14 protein-coding genes are annotated in these 19,727 nt (G+C 69.7%); 11 read left to right on the top strand and 3 right to left on the bottom strand.

The annotated features are described in order from the left end of the window. Positions 1–3 precede the first annotated feature (3 nt). The 4 genes from ABZS61_RS22945 (at position 4) to serA (ending at position 5,407) form a co-directional block, all read left to right on the top strand. Complete coding sequence (locus ABZS61_RS22945; protein ID WP_356424182.1) at positions 4–1,854, top strand: acetolactate synthase large subunit; 1,851 nt, start codon at positions 4–6, stop codon at positions 1,852–1,854. A 27-nt stretch (positions 1,855–1,881) separates the two neighbouring features. Then, positions 1,882–2,409 carry an acetolactate synthase small subunit gene (ilvN, locus tag ABZS61_RS22950; protein WP_356424185.1) on the top strand — a complete coding sequence of 176 codons (528 nt, stop codon included), beginning with the start codon at positions 1,882–1,884 and terminating at the stop codon, positions 2,407–2,409. A 106-nt stretch (positions 2,410–2,515) separates the two neighbouring features. Next, positions 2,516–3,514, top strand: coding sequence for a ketol-acid reductoisomerase (gene ilvC, locus ABZS61_RS22955; protein ID WP_356424188.1), 999 nt, complete (start codon positions 2,516–2,518; stop codon positions 3,512–3,514). A 300-nt stretch (positions 3,515–3,814) separates the two neighbouring features. Beyond that, complete coding sequence (gene serA / locus ABZS61_RS22960; protein WP_356424191.1) at positions 3,815–5,407, top strand: phosphoglycerate dehydrogenase; 1,593 nt, start codon at positions 3,815–3,817, stop codon at positions 5,405–5,407. Between the two features lie 94 nt (positions 5,408–5,501). On the opposite strand, the gene ABZS61_RS22965 is transcribed toward serA, so the two are convergent. Then, a complete protein-coding gene (locus ABZS61_RS22965) occupies positions 5,502–6,641 on the bottom strand; it encodes a helix-turn-helix domain-containing protein (protein WP_356424194.1) in 1,140 nt (379 codons plus the stop codon). Between the two features lie 180 nt (positions 6,642–6,821). On the opposite strand from ABZS61_RS22965, the gene ABZS61_RS22970 reads away from it, so the two are divergent. Together ABZS61_RS22970 and pruA are read left to right on the top strand one after the other, a co-directional pair. Continuing rightward, positions 6,822–7,748: a proline dehydrogenase family protein gene (locus ABZS61_RS22970; protein WP_356424197.1), complete on the top strand. Its 927-nt coding sequence runs from the start codon at positions 6,822–6,824 to the stop codon at positions 7,746–7,748. 57 nt (positions 7,749–7,805) lie between these two features. Beyond that, positions 7,806–9,437: an L-glutamate gamma-semialdehyde dehydrogenase gene (pruA, locus tag ABZS61_RS22975; protein ID WP_356424200.1), complete on the top strand. Its 1,632-nt coding sequence runs from the start codon at positions 7,806–7,808 to the stop codon at positions 9,435–9,437. Positions 9,438–9,542: 105 nt separating this feature from the next. Here the strand turns inward: pruA and ABZS61_RS22980 are convergent, their stop codons facing one another. Beyond that, on the bottom strand, positions 9,543–11,840 hold the full coding sequence (locus tag ABZS61_RS22980; RefSeq protein WP_356424204.1) for a glycoside hydrolase family 3 N-terminal domain-containing protein: 2,298 nt from the start codon (positions 11,838–11,840) through the stop codon (positions 9,543–9,545). 137 nt (positions 11,841–11,977) lie between these two features. Here ABZS61_RS22980 and ABZS61_RS22985 point away from each other — a divergent pair, with 137 nt between their 5' ends. From ABZS61_RS22985 to cimA, 5 genes are all read left to right on the top strand, one after another. Then, positions 11,978–12,577: a TetR/AcrR family transcriptional regulator gene (locus ABZS61_RS22985; protein WP_356424207.1), complete on the top strand. Its 600-nt coding sequence runs from the start codon at positions 11,978–11,980 to the stop codon at positions 12,575–12,577. Between the two features lie 287 nt (positions 12,578–12,864). After that, entirely contained in the window at positions 12,865–12,993 is a 129-nt protein-coding gene (locus tag ABZS61_RS22990; protein ID WP_356424210.1) for a hypothetical protein, read from the top strand. Between the two features lie 116 nt (positions 12,994–13,109). Next, positions 13,110–14,153: a 3-isopropylmalate dehydrogenase gene (locus ABZS61_RS22995; protein ID WP_356424213.1), complete on the top strand. Its 1,044-nt coding sequence runs from the start codon at positions 13,110–13,112 to the stop codon at positions 14,151–14,153. A 268-nt stretch (positions 14,154–14,421) separates the two neighbouring features. Continuing rightward, positions 14,422–15,525, top strand: a complete 1,104-nt coding sequence (locus ABZS61_RS23000; RefSeq protein ID WP_356424216.1) for a branched-chain amino acid aminotransferase — start codon at positions 14,422–14,424, stop codon at positions 15,523–15,525. Between the two features lie 436 nt (positions 15,526–15,961). Beyond that, the gene (gene cimA / locus ABZS61_RS23005) at positions 15,962–17,569 is read left to right on the top strand and encodes a citramalate synthase (RefSeq protein WP_356424219.1); all 1,608 of its coding nucleotides are present in this window, start codon (positions 15,962–15,964) and stop codon (positions 17,567–17,569) included. A 10-nt stretch (positions 17,570–17,579) separates the two neighbouring features. Here cimA and ABZS61_RS23010 read toward each other — a convergent pair whose 3' ends face one another. Next, entirely contained in the window at positions 17,580–19,448 is a 1,869-nt protein-coding gene (locus tag ABZS61_RS23010; RefSeq protein WP_356424222.1) for a ricin-type beta-trefoil lectin domain protein, read from the bottom strand. Positions 19,449–19,727 lie beyond the last annotated feature (279 nt).

Below are 19,727 nucleotides of genomic sequence, written 5' to 3' on the forward strand. Positions count from 1 at the left end.
CCGATGACCGAGCAGGCCACCGGGGCCCACCACCCGCAGCCGCGGGCCCGTAACGGCGGACCGTCCTCCGCCTCCGTTGAGCACCTCACGGGCGCGCAGTCCCTCATCCGCTCTCTCGAGGAAGTCGGGGCCGACACCGTATTCGGGCTCCCCGGCGGCTGCATCCTCCCGGCGTACGACCCGCTGATGGACTCCACCCGGGTCCGCCACATCCTGGTCCGCCACGAGCAGGGTGCCGGTCACGCGGCCACCGGTTACGCGCAGGCCACCGGCAAGGTCGGCGTCTGCATGGTCACCTCGGGCCCGGGTGCCACCAACCTGGTCACCCCGATCGCCGACGCGGCCATGGATTCCGTGCCCCTGGTCGCGATCACCGGCCAGGTGGCCTCCGCCGCCATCGGTACGGACGCCTTCCAGGAAGCCGACATCTGCGGCATCACGATGCCGATCACCAAGCACAACTTCCTGGTCACCCGCGCCGAAGACATCGCGCACACGATCGCCGAGGCCTTCCACATCGCCTCCACCGGCCGCCCGGGACCGGTCCTCGTCGACATCGCCAAGGACGCGCTGCAGGCGAAGACGACCTTCAGCTGGCCGCCGGCGATGGACCTGCCCGGCTACCGCCCGGTCACCAAGCCGCACGCCAAGCAGATCCGCGAGGCCGCCAAGCTCATCACCCAGGCCAAGCGCCCGGTGCTGTACGTCGGCGGCGGCGTCATGAAGGCCGGCGCGACCGCCGAGCTGAAGGTCCTGGCAGAGCTCACCGGGGCGCCCGTCACCACCACGCTGATGGCGCTCGGCTCCTTCCCCGACAGCCACCCGCTGCACGTGGGAATGCCCGGCATGCACGGTTCGGTCACCGCCGTCACCGCGCTGCAGAAGGCCGACCTGATCGTCGCGCTCGGGGCCAGGTTCGACGACCGTGTCACCGGCAAGCTGGACAGTTTCGCCCCGTTCGCGAAGATCGTCCACGCCGACATCGACCCGGCCGAGATCGGCAAGAACCGCGCCGCCGACGTGCCGATCGTGGGTGACGCCCGTGAGGTCATCGCCGATCTCGTCCAGGCGGTCCAGGCCGAGCACACCGAGGGCAACACCGGCGACTACACCGCCTGGTGGAAGGACCTCAACCGCTGGCGCGACACCTACCCGGTCGGCTACGACCTGCCGGAGGACGGCAGTCTCTCGCCGCAGCAGGTCATCCAGCGCATCGGGCAACTCGCCCCCGAAGGAACGATCTTCGCGGCGGGCGTCGGCCAGCACCAGATGTGGGCCTCGCACTTCATCGACTACGAGCAGCCCGCCACCTGGCTGAACTCCGGAGGCGCCGGAACGATGGGGTACGCGGTCCCGGCCGCCATGGGCGCCAAGGCCGGCATGCCGGACCGCACCGTCTGGGCGATCGACGGCGACGGCTGCTTCCAGATGACCAATCAGGAACTCACCACCTGCGCGCTCAACAACATCCCGATCAAGGTCGCCATCATCAACAACGGCGCCCTCGGGATGGTCCGCCAGTGGCAGACCCTCTTCTACAACCAGCGGTACTCCAACACCGTGCTGCACTCCGGCGCGGACACGGACGGCGCCCCGGCGAAGGGCACCCGCGTGCCGGACTTCGTCAAGCTGTCCGAGGCCATGGGCTGCTACGCGATCCGCTGCGAGGACCCGGCCGACCTGGACAAGGTCATCGCCGAGGCGAACGCGATCAACGACCGCCCGGTCGTCATCGACTTCATCGTCCACGAGGACGCCATGGTGTGGCCGATGGTCGCCGCCGGCACCTCCAACGACGAGGTCCTGGCAGCCCGCGGTGTCCGCCCCGACTTCGGCGACAACGAAGACGACTGAGAGACAGAGACAGAGAGAGACGACTCCATGTCCACCAAGCACACGCTCTCCGTCCTGGTCGAGAACAAGCCAGGTGTCCTCGCCCGGATCACGGCCCTGTTCTCCCGGCGCGGCTTCAACATCGACTCGCTCGCGGTCGGTACCACCGAGCATCCCAACATCTCCCGCATCACCATCGTGGTGAATGTCGAGGGCCTGCCCCTGGAACAGGTGACCAAGCAGCTCAACAAGCTGGTCAACGTCCTGAAGATCGTCGAACTCGAGCCCTCCGCTGCGATCCAGCGGGAGCTCGTCCTGGTGAAGGTCCGCGCCGACAACGAGACCCGCTCCCAGATCGTCGAGATCGTCCAGCTGTTCCGCGCCAAGACCGTCGACGTCTCCCCCGAGGCCGTCACGATCGAGGCGACCGGGGGCGCCGACAAGCTGGAGGCCATGCTCAAGATGCTGGAGCAGTTCGGCATCAAGGAGCTCGTCCAGTCCGGCACCATCGCCATAGGGCGCGGCGCGCGCTCGATCACCGACCGTTCTCTGCGCGCGCTCGACCGCTCGGCGTAATCATTCAGGGGCTGCCTCGCCGCTCGCATGGCGAGACCCGACAACGTATCTGACGCACCCCGCCGTACGGTGGGACGCAACACCTGCACACCAAGGAGAAGACCCAGTGGCCGAGCTGTTCTACGACGACGATGCCGACCTGTCCATCATCCAGGGCCGTAAGGTCGCGGTCCTCGGTTACGGCAGCCAGGGCCACGCCCACGCGCTGTCGCTGCGCGACTCGGGTGTCGACGTCCGAGTCGGTCTGCACGAGGGTTCGAAGTCCAAGGCCAAGGCCGAGGAGCAGGGCCTGCGTGTGGTGACCCCGGCCGAGGCGTCCGCCGAGGCCGACGTCATCATGATCCTCGTCCCGGACCCGATCCAGGCCCAGGTCTACGAGGAGTCCGTCAAGGACAACCTCAAGGACGGCGACGCGCTGTTCTTCGGCCACGGTCTGAACATCCGCTTCGACTTCATCAAGCCGCCGGCCGGCGTCGACGTCTGTATGGTCGCCCCGAAGGGCCCGGGTCACCTGGTCCGCCGCCAGTACGAGGAAGGCCGCGGCGTCCCGTGCATCGTGGCCGTCGAGCAGGATGCCACCGGCAAGGGCCTGGAGCTCGCCCTCTCCTACGCGAAGGGCATCGGCGGCACCCGCGCCGGCGTCATCAAGACGACCTTCACCGAGGAGACCGAGACCGACCTCTTCGGCGAGCAGGCCGTCCTCTGCGGTGGCACCGCCGCCCTGGTCAAGGCCGGTTTCGAGACGCTGACCGAGGCCGGCTACCAGCCGGAGATCGCGTACTTCGAGTGCCTGCACGAGCTGAAGCTCATCGTGGACCTGATGTACGAGGGCGGCCTCGAGAAGATGCGCTGGTCCATCTCGGAGACCGCCGAGTGGGGCGACTACGTCACCGGCCCGCGCATCATCACGGACGCCACCAAGGCCGAGATGAAGAAGGTCCTCACCGAGATCCAGGACGGCACCTTCGCCAAGGCCTGGATGGCGGAGTACCACAACGGTCTCCCCAAGTACAACGAGTACAAGAAGGCCGACAGCGACCACCTGCTGGAGACCACCGGCAAGGAGCTGCGCAAGCTCATGAGCTGGGTCGACAACGAGGCCTGAGCCTCTTGGCCGAGGGGCGGGTCCGCACGGGCCCGCCCCTCGGCGCACGGTCTGTCCCACGCCCGTGTCACTGCGGGGGAGGGGCGGTGGCAGGAGACGGCACCGTACGTCTGTACAGGCCGTCCACCTCGTGCGGGTGATCCTTCCACCGGGGCGCAGATCGCGTCCGGCCGCATGACTACACTTCTCAACACATACACGCGTCAGGGCCCACAGTGTCGTGCGTCTTCCACGCGGCTAGCCCCTCCACCGCCTGCGGCCGTCGGGACGGCCGTCCGCACTGGACTTGTGAGGACACACGTGAGCTCGAAACCTGTCGTACTCATTGCTGAAGAGCTGTCGCCCGCCACGGTCGACGCTCTGGGTCCGGATTTCGAGATCCGGCACTGCAACGGCGCGGACCGCGCCGAACTCCTCCCCGCGATCGCCGATGTCGACGCGATCCTGGTGCGCTCCGCCACCAAGGTCGACGCCGAGGCCATCGCCGCCGCGAAGAAGCTCAGGGTCGTCGCCCGCGCGGGCGTCGGTCTGGACAACGTCGACGTCTCCTCGGCCACCAAGGCCGGCGTGATGGTCGTCAACGCGCCGACGTCCAACATCGTCACGGCCGCCGAGCTCGCCTGCGGCCTGCTCGTAGCCACCGCGCGCAACATCCCGCAGGCCAACACCGCCCTGAAGAACGGCGAGTGGAAGCGTTCGAAGTACACGGGCGTCGAGCTCAGCGAGAAGGTTCTCGGCGTCGTGGGCCTCGGCCGCATCGGCGTGCTCGTCGCGCAGCGCATGTCCGCGTTCGGTATGAAGATCGTCGCGTACGACCCCTACGTGCAGCCCGCGCGCGCCGCGCAGATGGGCGTCAAGCTCCTCTCCCTGGACGAGCTGCTCGAGGTCGCCGACTTCATCACGGTGCACCTCCCCAAGACCCCTGAGACGCTCGGCCTCATCGGCGACGACGCGCTGCACAAGGTGAAGCCCTCGGTGCGGATCGTCAACGCCGCGCGCGGCGGCATCGTCGACGAGGAGGCGCTCGCCTCCGCACTCAAGGAGGGCCGGGTCGCCGGCGCCGGTCTGGACGTGTACACGAAGGAGCCCTGCACGGACTCCCCGCTGTTCCAGTTCGACCAGGTCGTCTGCACCCCGCACCTCGGCGCTTCCACCGACGAGGCGCAGGAGAAGGCGGGCATCGCCGTCGCCAAGTCCGTCCGCCTCGCGCTCGCCGGTGAGCTCGTGCCGGACGCGGTCAACGTCCAGGGCGGCGTGATCGCCGAGGACGTACGTCCCGGGCTGCCGCTCGCCGAGAAGCTCGGCCGTATCTTCACCGCCCTCGCGGGCGAGGTCGCGGCCCGCCTCGACGTCGAGGTCTACGGCGAGATCACCCAGCACGACGTGAAGGTGCTCGAACTCTCCGCGCTCAAGGGTGTGTTCGAGGACGTCGTCGACGAGACGGTGTCGTACGTCAACGCCCCGCTCTTCGCCCAGGAGCGCGGTGTCGAGGTCCGCCTCACCACCAGCTCCGAGTCGCCGGACCACCGCAACGTGGTGACCGTCCGCGGCACGCTGTCCAGCGGCGAGGAGGTCGCGGTCTCCGGCACGCTGGCCGGCCCCAAGCACCTCCAGAAGATCGTCGCCATCGGTGAGCACGACGTGGACCTGGCGCTCGCCGACCACATGGTCGTCCTGCGGTACGAGGACCGTCCCGGCGTCGTCGGCGCGGTCGGCAAGATCCTCGGCGAGGCAGGCCTGAACATCGCGGGCATGCAGGTCTCGCGGGCGGCCGTGGGCGGCGAGGCGCTCGTCGTCCTCACCGTCGACGACGACGTCCCGCAGTCGGTCCTGACCGAGATCGCGGACGAGATCGGCGCCGCCTCGGCCCGTTCGGTGAACCTCACCGACTGACCACCGGCAGAACAGCAGCAACCGCACCCGGCAGGCAGACGACCGTCTGCCTGCCGGGTGCGGTGCTGTCCGGACCCCGGTCACGGGAACCGTCCTACAGCCGCGCGGCCTTCAGCGACATGTGCAGCAGCAGCCGGTCCTCGCCGTCGTTCAGGTCGAGCCCGGTGAGCTCCTGGACCCGGGCGAGGCGGTAGTAGAGCGTCTGGCGGTGGATGCCCAACTCGGCTGCCGTCCGGCTCGCCTGGCCCGCGCAGTCGAGGAACACCTCGGCGGTGCGGGCCAGTTCCGCGTGCGGCGGGCTCAGCAGGGTGCGGACCGTGTGGTCCGGGGCGGTGTCCTGGCCGAGGGGCAGCGAGGCCAGCAGCCGGTACGGGCCGATGGCCCGCCAGTCGGCGACGGGACCGAAGCGGGATTCCACCGAGGCCGCGCGGGCCGCGGACAGGGCCTCGTGCCAGGAGTCGGCCAGCTCCGCCAGACCTCGGCGGGCGACCGCGATCCCGCCCGTGGCGGTGGTCCCAGCGGTGGCGCGCAGGCGGTCCGCGGCCGTCGTCGCAGGGTCCAGGGTGTCGGGGGAGCGCAGCCGTACCAGCGCGGCCAGCGACAGAGTGCCCGCCACGGCGACCGTGGCGAGGGCCGCCGCCGAAGGCACCGTCCGGACCGAGGGCGCCTCGTCCGGCCACGGAGTCACGCACACCACGGTGTGCAGCCCTTCCGCGTCCGGGCCCAGCGCCTCGTGCAGCGCCGCCACCGCCATGTCGCGCTGCCATCCCCGCCCGGCCGCGAGCACCGCGCCGAACTCCCGGGACAGGTCGGCGCCCGCCCGCGCCTCGTCGGAGAGCAGCCCCCCGATCCGGGCCGCCGCGTCCATCGCCGCGGTCAGCTGGTCGGAGGTCGGGCGGGCGTCGGCGTCGAGCAGCCACACGTATCCGAGTACGACACCCCGATGGCGTACCGGAAGGCAGATCCGGTCCCGGAACACTCCGGCCTCCGGGGCGGCCGGAATGCGGACCGGGCCGGTCGCGCGTGCGATGCCGAAGCCTTCGAACCAGGCCCGGACCGCGGGAGTGGAGCGCCGGGTGAGGATCGAGCGCGTACGGACGGGGTCCATCGCCGTGTCGTCGTCGCTGTCGTGGGCCCCGAAGGCGATGAGGACGAAGTCCCGGTTCTCCAGGATCGCGGGGGCGCCGAGCAGCGCGGAGATCTCGTCGACCAGCTCCTGGTAATCGCCCTTCACCCGGCCAGTCTCGCATCTCTTCAGACATATGTCTGAAGGAGTGGCCACGGATGCGTGACAGGTGTCGATGGCACACGATCGGAAGGATCCCTAGATTTCACGGTGGTTCTCCGTGCCGTCCCGGTCTGTTCGTATGCGTACCGGTACGGCCCTCGTTCGTATATTCCGTGGAGGTGCCCCGTGCTGGGTCCCGTGATTCTCGCCGCGTCCCGCAGCGACAAGATGCGTCGTTTCATCTCGGCAGCCCCTGGCACCAAGCAGGTCGTCGCCCGGTTCATCGCCGGCGAGGCCGTCGACCAGGTCGTCCAGGTCGTCCAGGACTCGGCCGACCACGGCCTCGAGGTCACCCTGGACGTCGTGGGTGAGGACATCACCACCCCCGAGCAGGCCGCCGCCGCGCGCGATGCCTACCTGGAGCTGATCGGCCGGCTCGAGCAGCTCGGGCTCGGCACCCGGGCCGAGATGTCGGTCAAGCTGTCGATGTTCGGCCAGTCCCTCGACGGCGGCCACGAGCTGGCGCTCGCCAACATCCGGCCGGTCGTCGAGGCCGCTGCCGCGATCGGCACCACGGTCACGCTGGACGCCGAGGACCACACCACCCTCGACTCGATGTTCGCCATCCACGAGGAGCTGCGGAAGGACTTCCCGCAGACCGGCTGCGTGATCCAGGCCTACCTGTTCCGCACCGAGGACGACGCCCGCCGCCTCGCCGACGCCGGCAGCCGGGTCCGCCTGGTGAAGGGCGCGTACAAGGAGCCCGCCTCCGTCGCGTACCAGCAGAAGCCTGAGATCGACAAGGCGTTCGTCCGGATCCTGAAGATCCTCATGGTGGGCGACGGCTACCCGATGATCGGCTCCCACGACCCGCGTCTCATCGCCATCGGCCAGGAGCTCGCCCGCCAGGCCGGGCGCAAACTGGACGAGTACGAGTTCCAGATGCTGTACGGCATCCGCAGCGACGAGCAGATCCGGCTCGCGGCCGCGGGCCACCGGATGCGTGTCTACACGGCGTACGGCACCGACTGGTACGGCTACTTCATGCGCCGCCTCGCGGAGAAGCCGGCCAACCTGCTGTTCTTCGCCCGCTCCATCCTCACCAAGGGCTGAACCAAGGGCTGACCTGCCCGGCCGACCATCCACCCCAACCAAGGAGACAAGGCACTCATGGACGCTGTCACCCAGGTCCCCGCGCCGGTCAACGAGCCGGTCCACTCCTACGCCCCGGGTTCCCCCGAGCGGGCCCGCCTCGAGGTGAAGCTCAAGGAGCTCGCCGAGAACCCCATCGACCTGCCGATGACCATCGGCGGCGAGAAGCGGATGGGTGGCGGCGAGCGCTTCGACGTCGTACAGCCGCACAACCACAAGGCCGTCATCGGCACCTTCGCCGGCGCCACCGAGCAGGACGCCCAGGACGCGATCGACGCCGCCCTCGCCGCCGCCCCGGCCTGGCGCGCGATGTCCTTCGACGACCGCGCCGCGATCATCCTGCGCGCCGCCGAGCTGCTGTCCGGCCCCTGGCGCGAGACGCTGGCCGCGTCCACGATGCTCGGCCAGTCCAAGACCGCCCAGCAGGCCGAGATCGACTGCCCCTGTGAGCTCGTCGACTTCTGGCGCTTCAACGTGCACTACGCCCGCCAGATCCTCGCCGAGCAGCCCCCGGCGAACTCTCCCGGCGTGTGGAACCGCATGGACCACCGCCCGCTCGAGGGCTTCGTCTACGCGATCACCCCCTTCAACTTCACCGCCATCGCGGGCAACCTGCCCACCGCGCCCGCCCTCATGGGCAACGTCGTCGTGTGGAAGCCGTCCCCGACGCAGACCCACGCCGCCGTGCTGCTGATGCAGCTCCTGGAAGAAGCGGGTCTGCCCAAGGGCGTCATCAACCTGGTCACGGGCGACGGCAAGGCCGTCTCCGAGGTGGCGCTGAACCACCGCGACCTGGCCGGCATCCACTTCACGGGCTCGACCCCGACCTTCCAGCACCTGTGGAAGACGGTCGGCAACAACATCGCCAACTACCGCACCTACCCGCGGCTCGTCGGCGAGACCGGTGGCAAGGACTTCGTCGTCGCGCACCCGAGCGCCGACCGTGCCGTCCTGAAGACCGCGCTGACCCGTGGCTCCTTCGAGTACCAGGGCCAGAAGTGCTCGGCGTCCTCCCGTGCGTACGTCCCGGCCTCCATCTGGAACTCCGGTTTCAAGGAGGAGTTCGCGGCCGAGGTCGACTCCATCACCCAGGGTGACGTCACCGACCTGTCGCACTTCATCGGTGCCGTCATCGACGAGCGCTCGTTCGCGAAGAACAAGGCCGCGATCGACCGCGCGAAGGCCGACCCGACCTGCACGATCGTCGCGGGCGGTACGTACGACGACTCCGTCGGCTACTTCGTCCGCCCGACCGTCATCGCGTGCGACGACCCGGCCAACGAGGTCTTCACGACCGAGTACTTCGGCCCGATCCTCGCGGTGCACGTCTACGAGGACGAGAAGTACGACGCCATGCTGGAGCAGATGGAGTCGGTCTCCGACTACGCGCTGACCGGCGCGGTCATCTCGAACGACCGGGCGGCCGCCGCGTACACGATGGACAAGCTCCGCTACGCCGCCGGCAACTTCTACATCAACGACAAGTCGACCGGAGCCGTCGTCGGCCAGCAGCCCTTCGGTGGCGGCCGTGCCTCGGGCACCAACGACAAGGCGGGCGCCCCGCAGAACCTGCAGCGCTGGACGCTGACCCGCGCCATCAAGGAGACGCTGGTCCCGCCGACCGACTACACCTACCCCCACCAGGGCTGACGCCCCCCGGGGCGCGCACTGCCGCGCCCCGCCCCGTACACCGCCTCCCGACCGGCCCCCCTGCCGGCCGGGAGGCGGTTTCCATTTCCCCCGGCGACCTGGGTCTCAGTCCTTCACGGTGAAGCCCGCCCGCAGCAGCGCGTCCTCGCGCGAGGACGGGCCGACGAGCAGTTCGAAGTCGCCCGGCTCGACGACGCGGGCGCCCTCGGCGTCCACGAGCGTGCACGCGGCGACGGGCAGCTCGAGAAGGATCTCGCGCGTTTCGCCCGGGGCCAGGTCCACCTGCCGGTACGCCTTCAGTTCCTTCTCGGCCCAGGTCACCGAGGTCACCGTGTCGCTCACGTACACCTGCACGGTCTCCCGCACGGGCCGGTCACCGGTGTTGCCGACCGTGACCCGGGCCTGCACCGTGTCGGACGCGCCGACGCTCGTCGTGAGCACCTCCAGATCCGCGTACGTGACGGTCGTGTAGCTCAGGCCCTCGCCGAACACGAACTCGGGACTCTGGGTGAGGTCGGCGTACCGCGTGCCGTGCTGGCCGCGGATCTGGTTGTAGTACGTCGGCTGCTGGCCCGCATGCCGGGCGAAGGAGACCGGCAGCCGCCCCGAAGGCTCGATGAGGCCGAGCACCAGCTCGGCCACGGCCCGGCCGCCCTGCATGCCCGGGTTGAAGGCGTGCACGATCGCCGCAGCACCGAGGGCCGACGGCGGAAGCACCAGCGGCTTGGAACTGATCACGACGACGACCAGCGGCTTGCCGGTCGCGGCGAGGGCGTCGAGCAGCGCGACCTGGTCGCCGACCAGCTCCAGGGTCGCGGTCGAGCGCCCCTCGCCGACCAGTTCGATGCGGTCGCCCACGACCGCGACGACGTGGTCGGCCGCCTCGGCGGCGGCCACCGCCTCGGCGACGAGGGCGGCACAGGGTTCCGCCGGGACGACGACATGGGGCCGGGGCTGTCCGTCGGGGAAGAACTCCCCGTCCGGGTCGGGACCCACGGTGAGGATCTCGGCGCCCCGGGCGTACGAGACGGTCCAGCTCTCGGGGGCGTGCTCGCGGAATCCGTCGAGCACCGTACGGATCATTCCGCGCGGATGGCCGTCCGGCAGCCAGTCCGCCTGGCCCGAGGAGCCCGCCCAGTCGCCGAGCTGCGTCTGCGCGTCGTCGGCGTTGGGCCCGATCACGGCGACCGTGCGCGGAGCCGAGCCGGGGGCGGCGAGAGCGCGGCCGTCCGGGCCCGGCTCGAAGCCGCCGGCCAGCGGCAGGGTGCCGTCGTTGGTGAGCAGGACCAGTGAGCGGCGGGCGGCTTCCAGGTTCAGCTCGGCGTGCTCGGCGCTGCCGATGACCGCGGCCTGCCGGTCGGCGTCGGGGTGGCGCGGGTTCTCGAAGAGGCCGAGCTCGAACTTCAGCGTCAGGACGCGCCGGACCGCCGCATCGATCTCCGCCTCGTCGAGGGTGCCCCGGGCGACCGCCTCCTGCGCACCCTCGAAGAACTTCGGCGTCGCCATCACCATGTCGTTGCCGGCGCGGACCGCGGCGGCGGAGGCCTGGGCGTAGTCGGCGTGGATCCGCTGCTCCCACACCATGCGGCCGACGTTGTCCCAGTCGGTCACCAGGGTGCCGGTGTAGCCCCACTCGCCGCGCAGCACCTCGTTCAGCAGCCAGTTGTTCACCGTGACCGGCACACCGTCCATGGACTGGTAGCCGAGCATGAACGTGCGGCACCCCTCGCGGGCGACCCGCTCGAACGGGGGGAGGAACCAGGCGCGCAGCTTGCGTCGCGAGATGTCCGCCTCGCTCGCGTCACGGCCGCCCTGCGTCTCGGAGTAGCCCGCGAAGTGCTTGGCGCAGGCGAGGATCGCCGTCGGGTCGGTGAGGCCCTCGCCCTGGTAGCCGCGCACCATCGCCGAGGCGAGCTCGCCGATGAGGAAGGGGTCCTCGCCGAAGGTCTCGCTGACCCGGCCCCAGCGCAGATCGCGCGTGATGCAGAGCACGGGGGAGAACGTCCAGTGGACCCCGCTCGCCGCGACCTCCACGGCGGTCGCCCTGGCGATGCGCTGTACGAGCTCCGGGTCCCACGTCGCGGCCATGCCGAGCTGGGTCGGATAGATCGTGGCCCCCTCCCAGAAGGAGTGCCCGTGGATGCAGTCCTCGGCGACCAGCAGGGGGATGCGCAGCCGGGTGCGCTCGGTGAGCGCGGCCGCTTCGAGGACGCGGTCGGGCGATGCGTGGAGGATCGAACCCGCGTGCAGGTCCTCGATGAGGTGCCGCACCCCGTCCTTGGCGTTCAGCTGGAGCATCTGGCCGGTCTTCTCCGCCAGCGTCATGCGGCCGAGAAGGTCACCGACCCGCTCCGCGACGGACAGCGCGGGGTCGAGGTAGGGCGGGGTGGGTGTGGGGGACACGAGGGGGTCCTTTCGCGACGCGGTTCGGGTTCACCATAGAGTGAATACCGACCACCTGGTAAGTAACTTCAGGTGTGCGCATCCGATCGTCGATTCCGGCCGCCCGAAACCGGCCGCAGGGGCCGGGGAGGTGGCAGGTGACCGCTGAAGTGCGGCGTGGTTACGCGAAAGGCCGCGCGAAGCGGCGCGAGATCCTCGACCAGGCCATGTCCCTGTTCGGCGAGGCCGGGTACCGGGGGGCGTCGCTGCGGGTCATCGCGACCCGGTGCGGAATCTCGCACACCGGTCTGATGCACCACTTCCCGACCAAGGAGTACCTGCTGCTCGCGGTCCTCGAACACCGCGACGAAGTGGACGGCGAGTGGCTCTCGTCGTCCGCGGCCACCGGCGTCGACCGGCTCCGCAGGTTCGTCGATCTGGCGGAGCTGAACGCCACGCGCCGCGGGATCGTCGAGCTGTTCACGGTGGTCTCCGCGGAGGCGACCTCGGCCGAGCACCCGGCCCACGGCTACTTCGAACGGCGGTACAGGGACTCGGTGTCGGGGGCGGAGGACGCCTACGCCCAGGTGCGCAGGGAGGGTGCCCTGCGCGAGGGCATCGACCCCGCGGCGGCCGGGCAGCAGCTGATCGCCCTGATGGACGGGCTCCAGGTGCAGTGGCTCCTGGCCGACGGCGGCACGGACATGGCGGACGTCCTGCGCACCCATGTCCGGGCGCAGCTGACCGTGCCCTTCTGAGGCCGCCCGCAGGGGCGCACGTAGCACGTTCCGCTCGTGCGCCCGTCTCAGATAGTAGGAAGTCCGAGTATCTGTAGAGACAGATGGGCCGGGCTGTCCTAACTTTGTAGGAGCCGAACGACTCGCACGATCCAGCGACTGGCGGTCGCGAGCACGTGCCCCGAAGCAGGCAACCCCTGCGGCACCTCTCCCCGCCCCTTCCGGCGCCTCGAAATCCTGATCTCGACATCGCATTTTCCCGAAGTCCCGATCTCGAAATCCACGCGATCTCAAGGAGTCGATCCACCATGGCCACGACCACTGCCCGCCGCGTCCGCCGCACCTCCCGCCCGGCCGACTCGGACCGGAAGAACGCCGCCGCCGCTCTGCAGCGGGCCCTCGACCGCCGTGACAACGGCGGATCCACGGGCCACTGACGGCCCCGGGCCCACCCTCCGTCCCGTGCTCGGTGCACGACCGCGCCATCCGTGCGAGGCGTCCGTATCGTGGACAACGGATGTCATTGGGTGGGACGGAGGGCTAGGGTGGCGTTATGTCTCGCAGCCTCAATCTCGCAGTGATCCCCGGCGACGGTATCGGCCAGGAGGTCGTCACCCAGGGCCTCAAGGTCCTCAACGCTGTTCTCCCGCAGGATGTGAAGCTGGAGACCAAGGAGTACGACCTCGGCGCCCAGCGCTGGCACCGCACCGGTGAAACCCTCCCGGACGCGGAGCTGGAGGCCCTCAAGGGTCACGACGCCATCCTGCTCGGCGCCATCGGAGACCCGTCCGTGCCGTCGGGCGTACTGGAGCGCGGGCTGCTGCTGAAACTGCGCTTCGAGTTCGACCACTACATCAACCTGCGGCCGTCGAAGCTCTTCCCGAACACCGCGACGCCGCTGGCCGGCCGCCCCGAGATCGACTTCGTCGTCGTCCGCGAGGGCACCGAGGGTCCGTACACGGGCAACGGCGGTTCCCTGCGCACCGGTACGGAGCACGAGGTCGCCACCGAGGTCAGTGTCAACACGGCCTACGGCGTCGAGCGCGTCGTCCGGGACGCCTTCGCGCGTGCCGCCGCCCGCCCGCGCAAGAAGCTGACGCTGGTCCACAAGAACAACGTCCTCGTGTACGCCGGCCACCTGTGGAAGAACACCTTCGACAAGGTCGCGGCCGAGTACCCCGAGATCACCACCGACTACCTGCACGTCGACGCCGCGACGATCTTCTTCGTCACCCAGCCGGAGCGCTTCGACGTCATCGTCACCGACAACCTCTTCGGTGACATCCTCACCGACCTCGCCGCAGCCGTTACCGGCGGTATCGGCCTGGCCGCGTCCGGAAACATCAACCCGACGGGCGCGTTCCCGTCGATGTTCGAGCCGGTCCACGGCACTGCCCCCGACATCGCGGGGCAGGGCAAGGCCGACCCGACCGCCACGATCCTGTCCGTCGCCCTCCTGCTGCGCCACCTCGGCCACGAGGCCGAGGCCGTGCGCATCGAGGAGGCCGTCTCCGCCGACCTCGCGGAGCGCGACGGGAAGACGGCGCGCACCACCGACGAGATCGGTGACGCGCTCGCGGCACGCGTAGCGAGCTGACCCGGCGCCTCCACTTCGAAGCCGCCGGGTCGCATCCGCACCCGTCGGCTTCACCTTGCGGTCACCGGGTGCCACCATCGACCCCCGGACCGCAATCACGTCACCGCAAGCGCCTCATTTCGTGCACGGCCACCCGCGAGAGATAATCGAACGCGGGGCCGCGGCTTGCGGGAGAGCTCGGACGTCCTACAACCTGTCCGACGTGTCGGACGGGGAGCGGGCGTGAGCGCGGTCCATCACACACAAGACCGGTGAAGGACACGCACTCATGACGACGCCCACGATCGAGCTCAAGCCCTCCTCGAACCCGCTGTCCGACGCGGAGCGCGAGGCGATCCTGGCCAGCCCCGGATTCGGCCGCCACTTCACCGATCACATGGTGACGATCAGCTGGACCGAGGGCCGCGGCTGGCACGACGCCCAGCTGGTCCCGTACGGACCGCTGTCGATCGACCCCGCGAACATGACCCTGCACTACGCGCAGGAGATCTTCGAGGGTCTCAAGGCCTACCGCCAGAGCGACGGTACGGTCGCCACGTTCCGCCCTGAGGCCAACGCCGCGCGCTTCCAGCGGTCCGCCGCCCGGCTCGCCATGCCCGAACTGCCGGCCGAGACGTTCATCGCGGCGTGCGACGCCCTGGTCCAGCAGGACAAGGACTGGGTTCCGGCGCACGGCGGCGAGGAGTCCCTCTACCTGCGTCCGTTCATGATCGCTTCCGAGGTCGGTCTGGGTGTGAGGCCCGCCAACTCGTACCTCTTCCTCGTCATCGCCTCACCCGCCGGCGCCTACTTCCCCGGTGGCGTGAAGCCGGTCTCCATCTGGCTCTCCCAGGACCGGGTGCGTGCCGTCCCCGGCGGCATGGGCGACGCCAAGACCGGCGGCAACTACGCCGCCTCCCTCCTCGCCCAGGCCGAGGCCGCCGCGAAGGGCTGCGACCAGGTCGCCTACCTCGACGCCGTCGAGCACACGTGGGTCGAGGAACTGGGCGGCATGAACCTCTACTTCGTGTACGACCAGGAGGACGGCGGCAAGCGGATCGTCACCCCCTCCCTCACCGGCTCGCTGCTCGCCGGCGTCACCCGTGACTCGCTGCTCACCGTCGCCCGGGACCTCGGGTACGCCTCCGAGGAGGGCCGCGTCTCCATCGACCAGTGGCGGGACGACACCGCGAACGGCACCCTGACCGAGGTGTTCGCCTGCGGTACCGCCGCCGTCATCACGCCCGTCGGCACCGTGAAGTCCGCGGACGGCGAGTGGGTCCAGGGCGACGGCACGCCCGGTGAGGTCACCCTCAGACTCCGCGAGCGCCTCCTGGACATCCAGCGCGGCATCGCCGAGGACACCCACGGCTGGATGCACCCCCTCGGCTAGAGCGCCTGTACGCACGAGTGGCCGCGCCCCGCACCGGGTGCGGCCACTCGTGCGTTCCGCCTCGCACCGGGCGGCTTCGGCGATCCGCTCGGCCGTCCCGTACGGGGTGAGGGCGCCCCGTACCCGCCCGGTGCGGCGGACATCACGACCGCATCCTGAGACGGGGCGGGGCGCGAACGAGGTGCTGTGCAAGACTGCGTGCGTGTCCTCGTTCGCCATGATTATCGGCAGCAGGCGCGCCGGTCCGCAGTGACCGTCCCGTACCACCTCGTACGGCACGGCCATCGTGCCCCAGACCCGCGCGCAGACCTCTCGCACCCGCGAGGGGTTTTTTCGTTTTCCGGCCCCCACCACGGCCGGGGCGAGGCACGCGAGATGATGGGGGCAAGTGGAGCCGATTCGTCCGGATCCGCTCACCCGACAGGAGTCAGACAGCATGACCACCAAGGCCACGGCCTCCGACGACAGCTTCCATGTCTTCGACACCACCCTGCGCGACGGTGCACAGCGTGAAGGCATCAACCTGACGGTCGCGGACAAGCTGACCATCGCCCGGCATCTGGACGACTTCGGTGTGGGCTTCATCGAGGGCGGGTGGCCGGGTGCCAACCCCCGCGACACCGAGTTCTTCGCCCGCGCGCAGCAGGAGATCGAGTTCCAGCACGCCCAGCTCGTCGCCTTCGGCGCCACCCGCAGAGCGGGCGGCAAGGCCGCCGAGGACCCCCAGGTCCAGGCGCTCCTCGCATCGGGCGCCCCGGTGATCACGCTGGTCGCCAAGTCCCACGACCGCCATGTGGAACTGGCTTTGCGCACCACCCTCGAAGAGAACCTGGAGATGGTCCGCGACACCGTCTCCCACCTCCGCGAACAGGGCCGCCGGGTCTTCGTCGACTGCGAGCACTTCTTCGACGGCTACCGCGCCAACCCCGAGTACGCCAAGTCGGTCGTGCGTACCGCCTACGAGGCCGGCGCCGACGTGGTCATCCTCTGCGACACCAACGGCGGCATGCTCCCCGCGCAGGTCCAGGCGGTCGTCGCCACCGTCCTCGCCGACACCGGCGCCCGCCTCGGCATCCACGCCCAGGACGACACCGGCTGCGCCGTCGCCAACACCCTTGCCGCCGTGGACGCGGGCGCCACCCACGTCCAGTGCACCGCCAACGGCTACGGCGAGCGGGTCGGCAACGCCAACCTCTTCCCCGTCGTGGCCGCGCTGGAACTCAAGTACGGCAAGACCGTCCTGCCCGCGGGCGCGCTCGCCGACATGACCCGCATCTCGCACGCCATCGCCGAGGTCGTCAACCTCACCCCGTCCACCCACCAGCCCTATGTGGGTGTCTCGGCCTTCGCGCACAAGGCCGGACTGCACGCCTCCGCGATCAAGGTCGACCCGGACCTGTACCAGCACATCGATCCGGAACTCGTCGGCAACACCATGCGGATGCTCGTCTCCGACATGGCGGGCCGCGCGTCCATCGAGCTCAAGGGCAAGGAGCTCGGGATCGACCTGGGCGACGACCGCGCGCTCGTCGGACGGGTCGTCGAGCGGGTCAAGGAGCGCGAACTCAAGGGCTACACCTACGAGGCGGCCGACGCGTCCTTCGAGCTGCTGCTGCGTGCGGAGGTCGAAGGCAGGCCCCGCCGGTACTTCCGTGTCGAGTCCTGGCGGGCGATCGTCGAGGACCGGCCCGACGGCACCCACGCCAACGAGGCGACCGTGAAGCTCTGGGCGAAGGGCGAGCGGATCGTCGCCACGGCCGAGGGCAACGGCCCCGTCAACGCCCTGGACCGGGCACTGCGCGTCGGTCTGGAGCGGATCTACCCGCAGCTGGCCAAGCTGGAACTGGTCGACTACAAGGTCCGCATCCTGGAGGGCCGCACCGGCACCGAATCCACCACCCGGGTGCTGATCACCACGGGCGACGGATCCGGTGACTGGGCGACGGTCGGCGTGGCCGAGAACGTCATCGCCGCGTCCTGGCAGGCCCTGGAGGACGCGTACACCTACGGCCTGCTGCGGGCCGGCGTCGAGCCCACCGACTAGCGGGAGCCCCCTACTGGAGCCGCCACTTCTGGTTGGCGGCTCCGGTGCAGGTCCAGATCTGGGTGACGGCGCCGTTCGCCGAGGACTGGCCGGTCACGTCGAGGCACTTGTCCGCGGCCGTGTTGACGACGTCCCCGGTCGAGGAGTTGTACGTCCAGCGCTGCGCTCCCGACCCGTTGCAGGTGTACAGCTGGACCTTTGCTCCGTCGGTCGTCGCCCCCGAGGTCACGTCCAGGCAGGCGCCCAGGACCTTGATGGAACCGTCGCCCGAGACCGTCCAGCGCTGGTTGGCCGCGCCCGTGCAGTCCCAGATCTGGACGGGCGTGCCGTTCGCCCCGGTGTTGCCGGTGGCGTCCAGGCACTTGCCTCCGATGCCGGCGAGGGCTCCCGAGCTTCCGGAGGAGCCGGACTGGGTGCCCGCCCAGGTGAACGTCGCCGAGGTGCGGCCGGGCAGCGAGTAGGTGAACCTCTGCCCGCCCCAGTTGACCGTGACCTGCTGCGCCGACGTCGAACCGTTGTAGGCGATCAGGGCCTTGGAGCCGTCCGGGTTGCGCCAGGCCACGTTGGGCACGGTGGAGCTCGCGGTGGAGGAGATGCGGGCGGCGCCCGGCCGGACGTACTTCGTCAGGTGGCCCATCGTGTAGTACTCGACGGTGTAGTCGACCTGGCCGTGCCTGCCGTCCCCGTTGTGCACGGTGACCAGACCGTCGCAGGTGCCGCAACCGCCGTTGTGCGGGCCGCGGTTCTGGTCCACGGCGAGCGACCACTTGGTCACCGACTTCGCCCAGTTGCGGGTGTAGTCGATGATGTTGAGCATGTCCTCGCGCTGCTGGTCGGCGATCCAGGTGCCGCCCGAGTGCTCGGTCTGGAAGGCGTCCAGCCCCGGGTACTGGTTGTGCACGGCGGTCTGCTTCGCGATGTCTCCGCCGTAGCCGTGCCAGGCGATCCCACCGAAGTTGGGGTGGCTGCGCACCGCGGCATCGTCGACCGTCGGAGCGGCGTACGCGTCGTAGCTGTCCCAGTTCCAGTCGTGGGCCAGCACCTTGGTGGCGAGGCCGGCGGACTGGAGCCCCGGCAGCAGCTCACTCTTGGTGAAGTACGCGAGCCCTGAGCCGTTCCAGCTCATCGAGGGGTAGCCGGAGCAGCACGTCGGCTCGTTCTGCGCGGTGACGTAGTCGACGGGGACGCCCTGGGCACGGTAGGCCTGGAGGTACTTCACGAAGTAGTCGGCGTATGCGCCGTAGTTCTCGGCCTTCAGCCAGCCCCCGTTCAGCTGACCGTTGTCCTTCATCCAGGCCGGCGCGGTCCACGGGGAGGCGACCGTCGTGAGGGCCGGGTTGAGCTGCTTGGCCTGCTTGGTGAGCGGCAGCACGTCCTGCAGATCGTGTGCGATCGAGAAGTTGGCGAGATTCGGGTCCGTCTGCCCGGCCGGCATGTCGTCGTACGTGTACCCGAAGCGCGCGAGGTCGGAACCGCCCATCGGATTGCGTACGAACGAGAGTCCGATGCCGTCCGTGGGGGAGAACAGCTTCTTCATCGTCTCGTCGCGGGTCGCCTGACTGAGCGCGCCGCTGCCCTTCAGCAGCCACGCCGCCGTGTCCGTGAACGAGGCGCCGCCGCCGGTGAAGGTCTGGTACCGGGTGTTCTCGTCGACCGTGATGTTCGTGCCCGAGCCACCGTTGCCCGTGCCGAAGGCGACCGGTGTCTGTGCCTGGAGGCCGCGGGTCACGTGGCGGCCACCGGCGTCGTCCGTCGTGGTCAGCGCGATGTTCACGGTCTCGCCGGCCGCCTGTGCGGTACCGGAGGAGAGCCCGGCCAGGCCTGCGGTCGCGAGCGCCGTGGCGACGATGACTCTCGCCGTTCTGCTTGTTCGCATCATGGGCTGCTGCCTTTCTCGGCAGGGACGTGGGGGAAGTGCCGTCGAACGAGGCGTGAGTGAACTGCTCTTACGTGTCCGCGTCAAGAGGTAGGTGCGTTCAATAAGTGAACGAATGGCCTGTCGGACCTGCTTCGACGATGGGTACGGACCAATCTCGGTGTGAAGTATTGACGGCCCTGTTCCGGCGGGGTTAACTCCAGCCGCAACGCCGGTACCGGTTCCGGTACCGGTTGCGGAACCGGTACCGAAGTCATGGTCCACCGCTTGCCCTGCCCTGTC

The sequence above is a fragment of the Streptomyces sp. NPDC005566 genome, from assembly GCF_040605575.1.
Classification (GTDB): domain Bacteria; phylum Actinomycetota; class Actinomycetes; order Streptomycetales; family Streptomycetaceae; genus Streptomyces.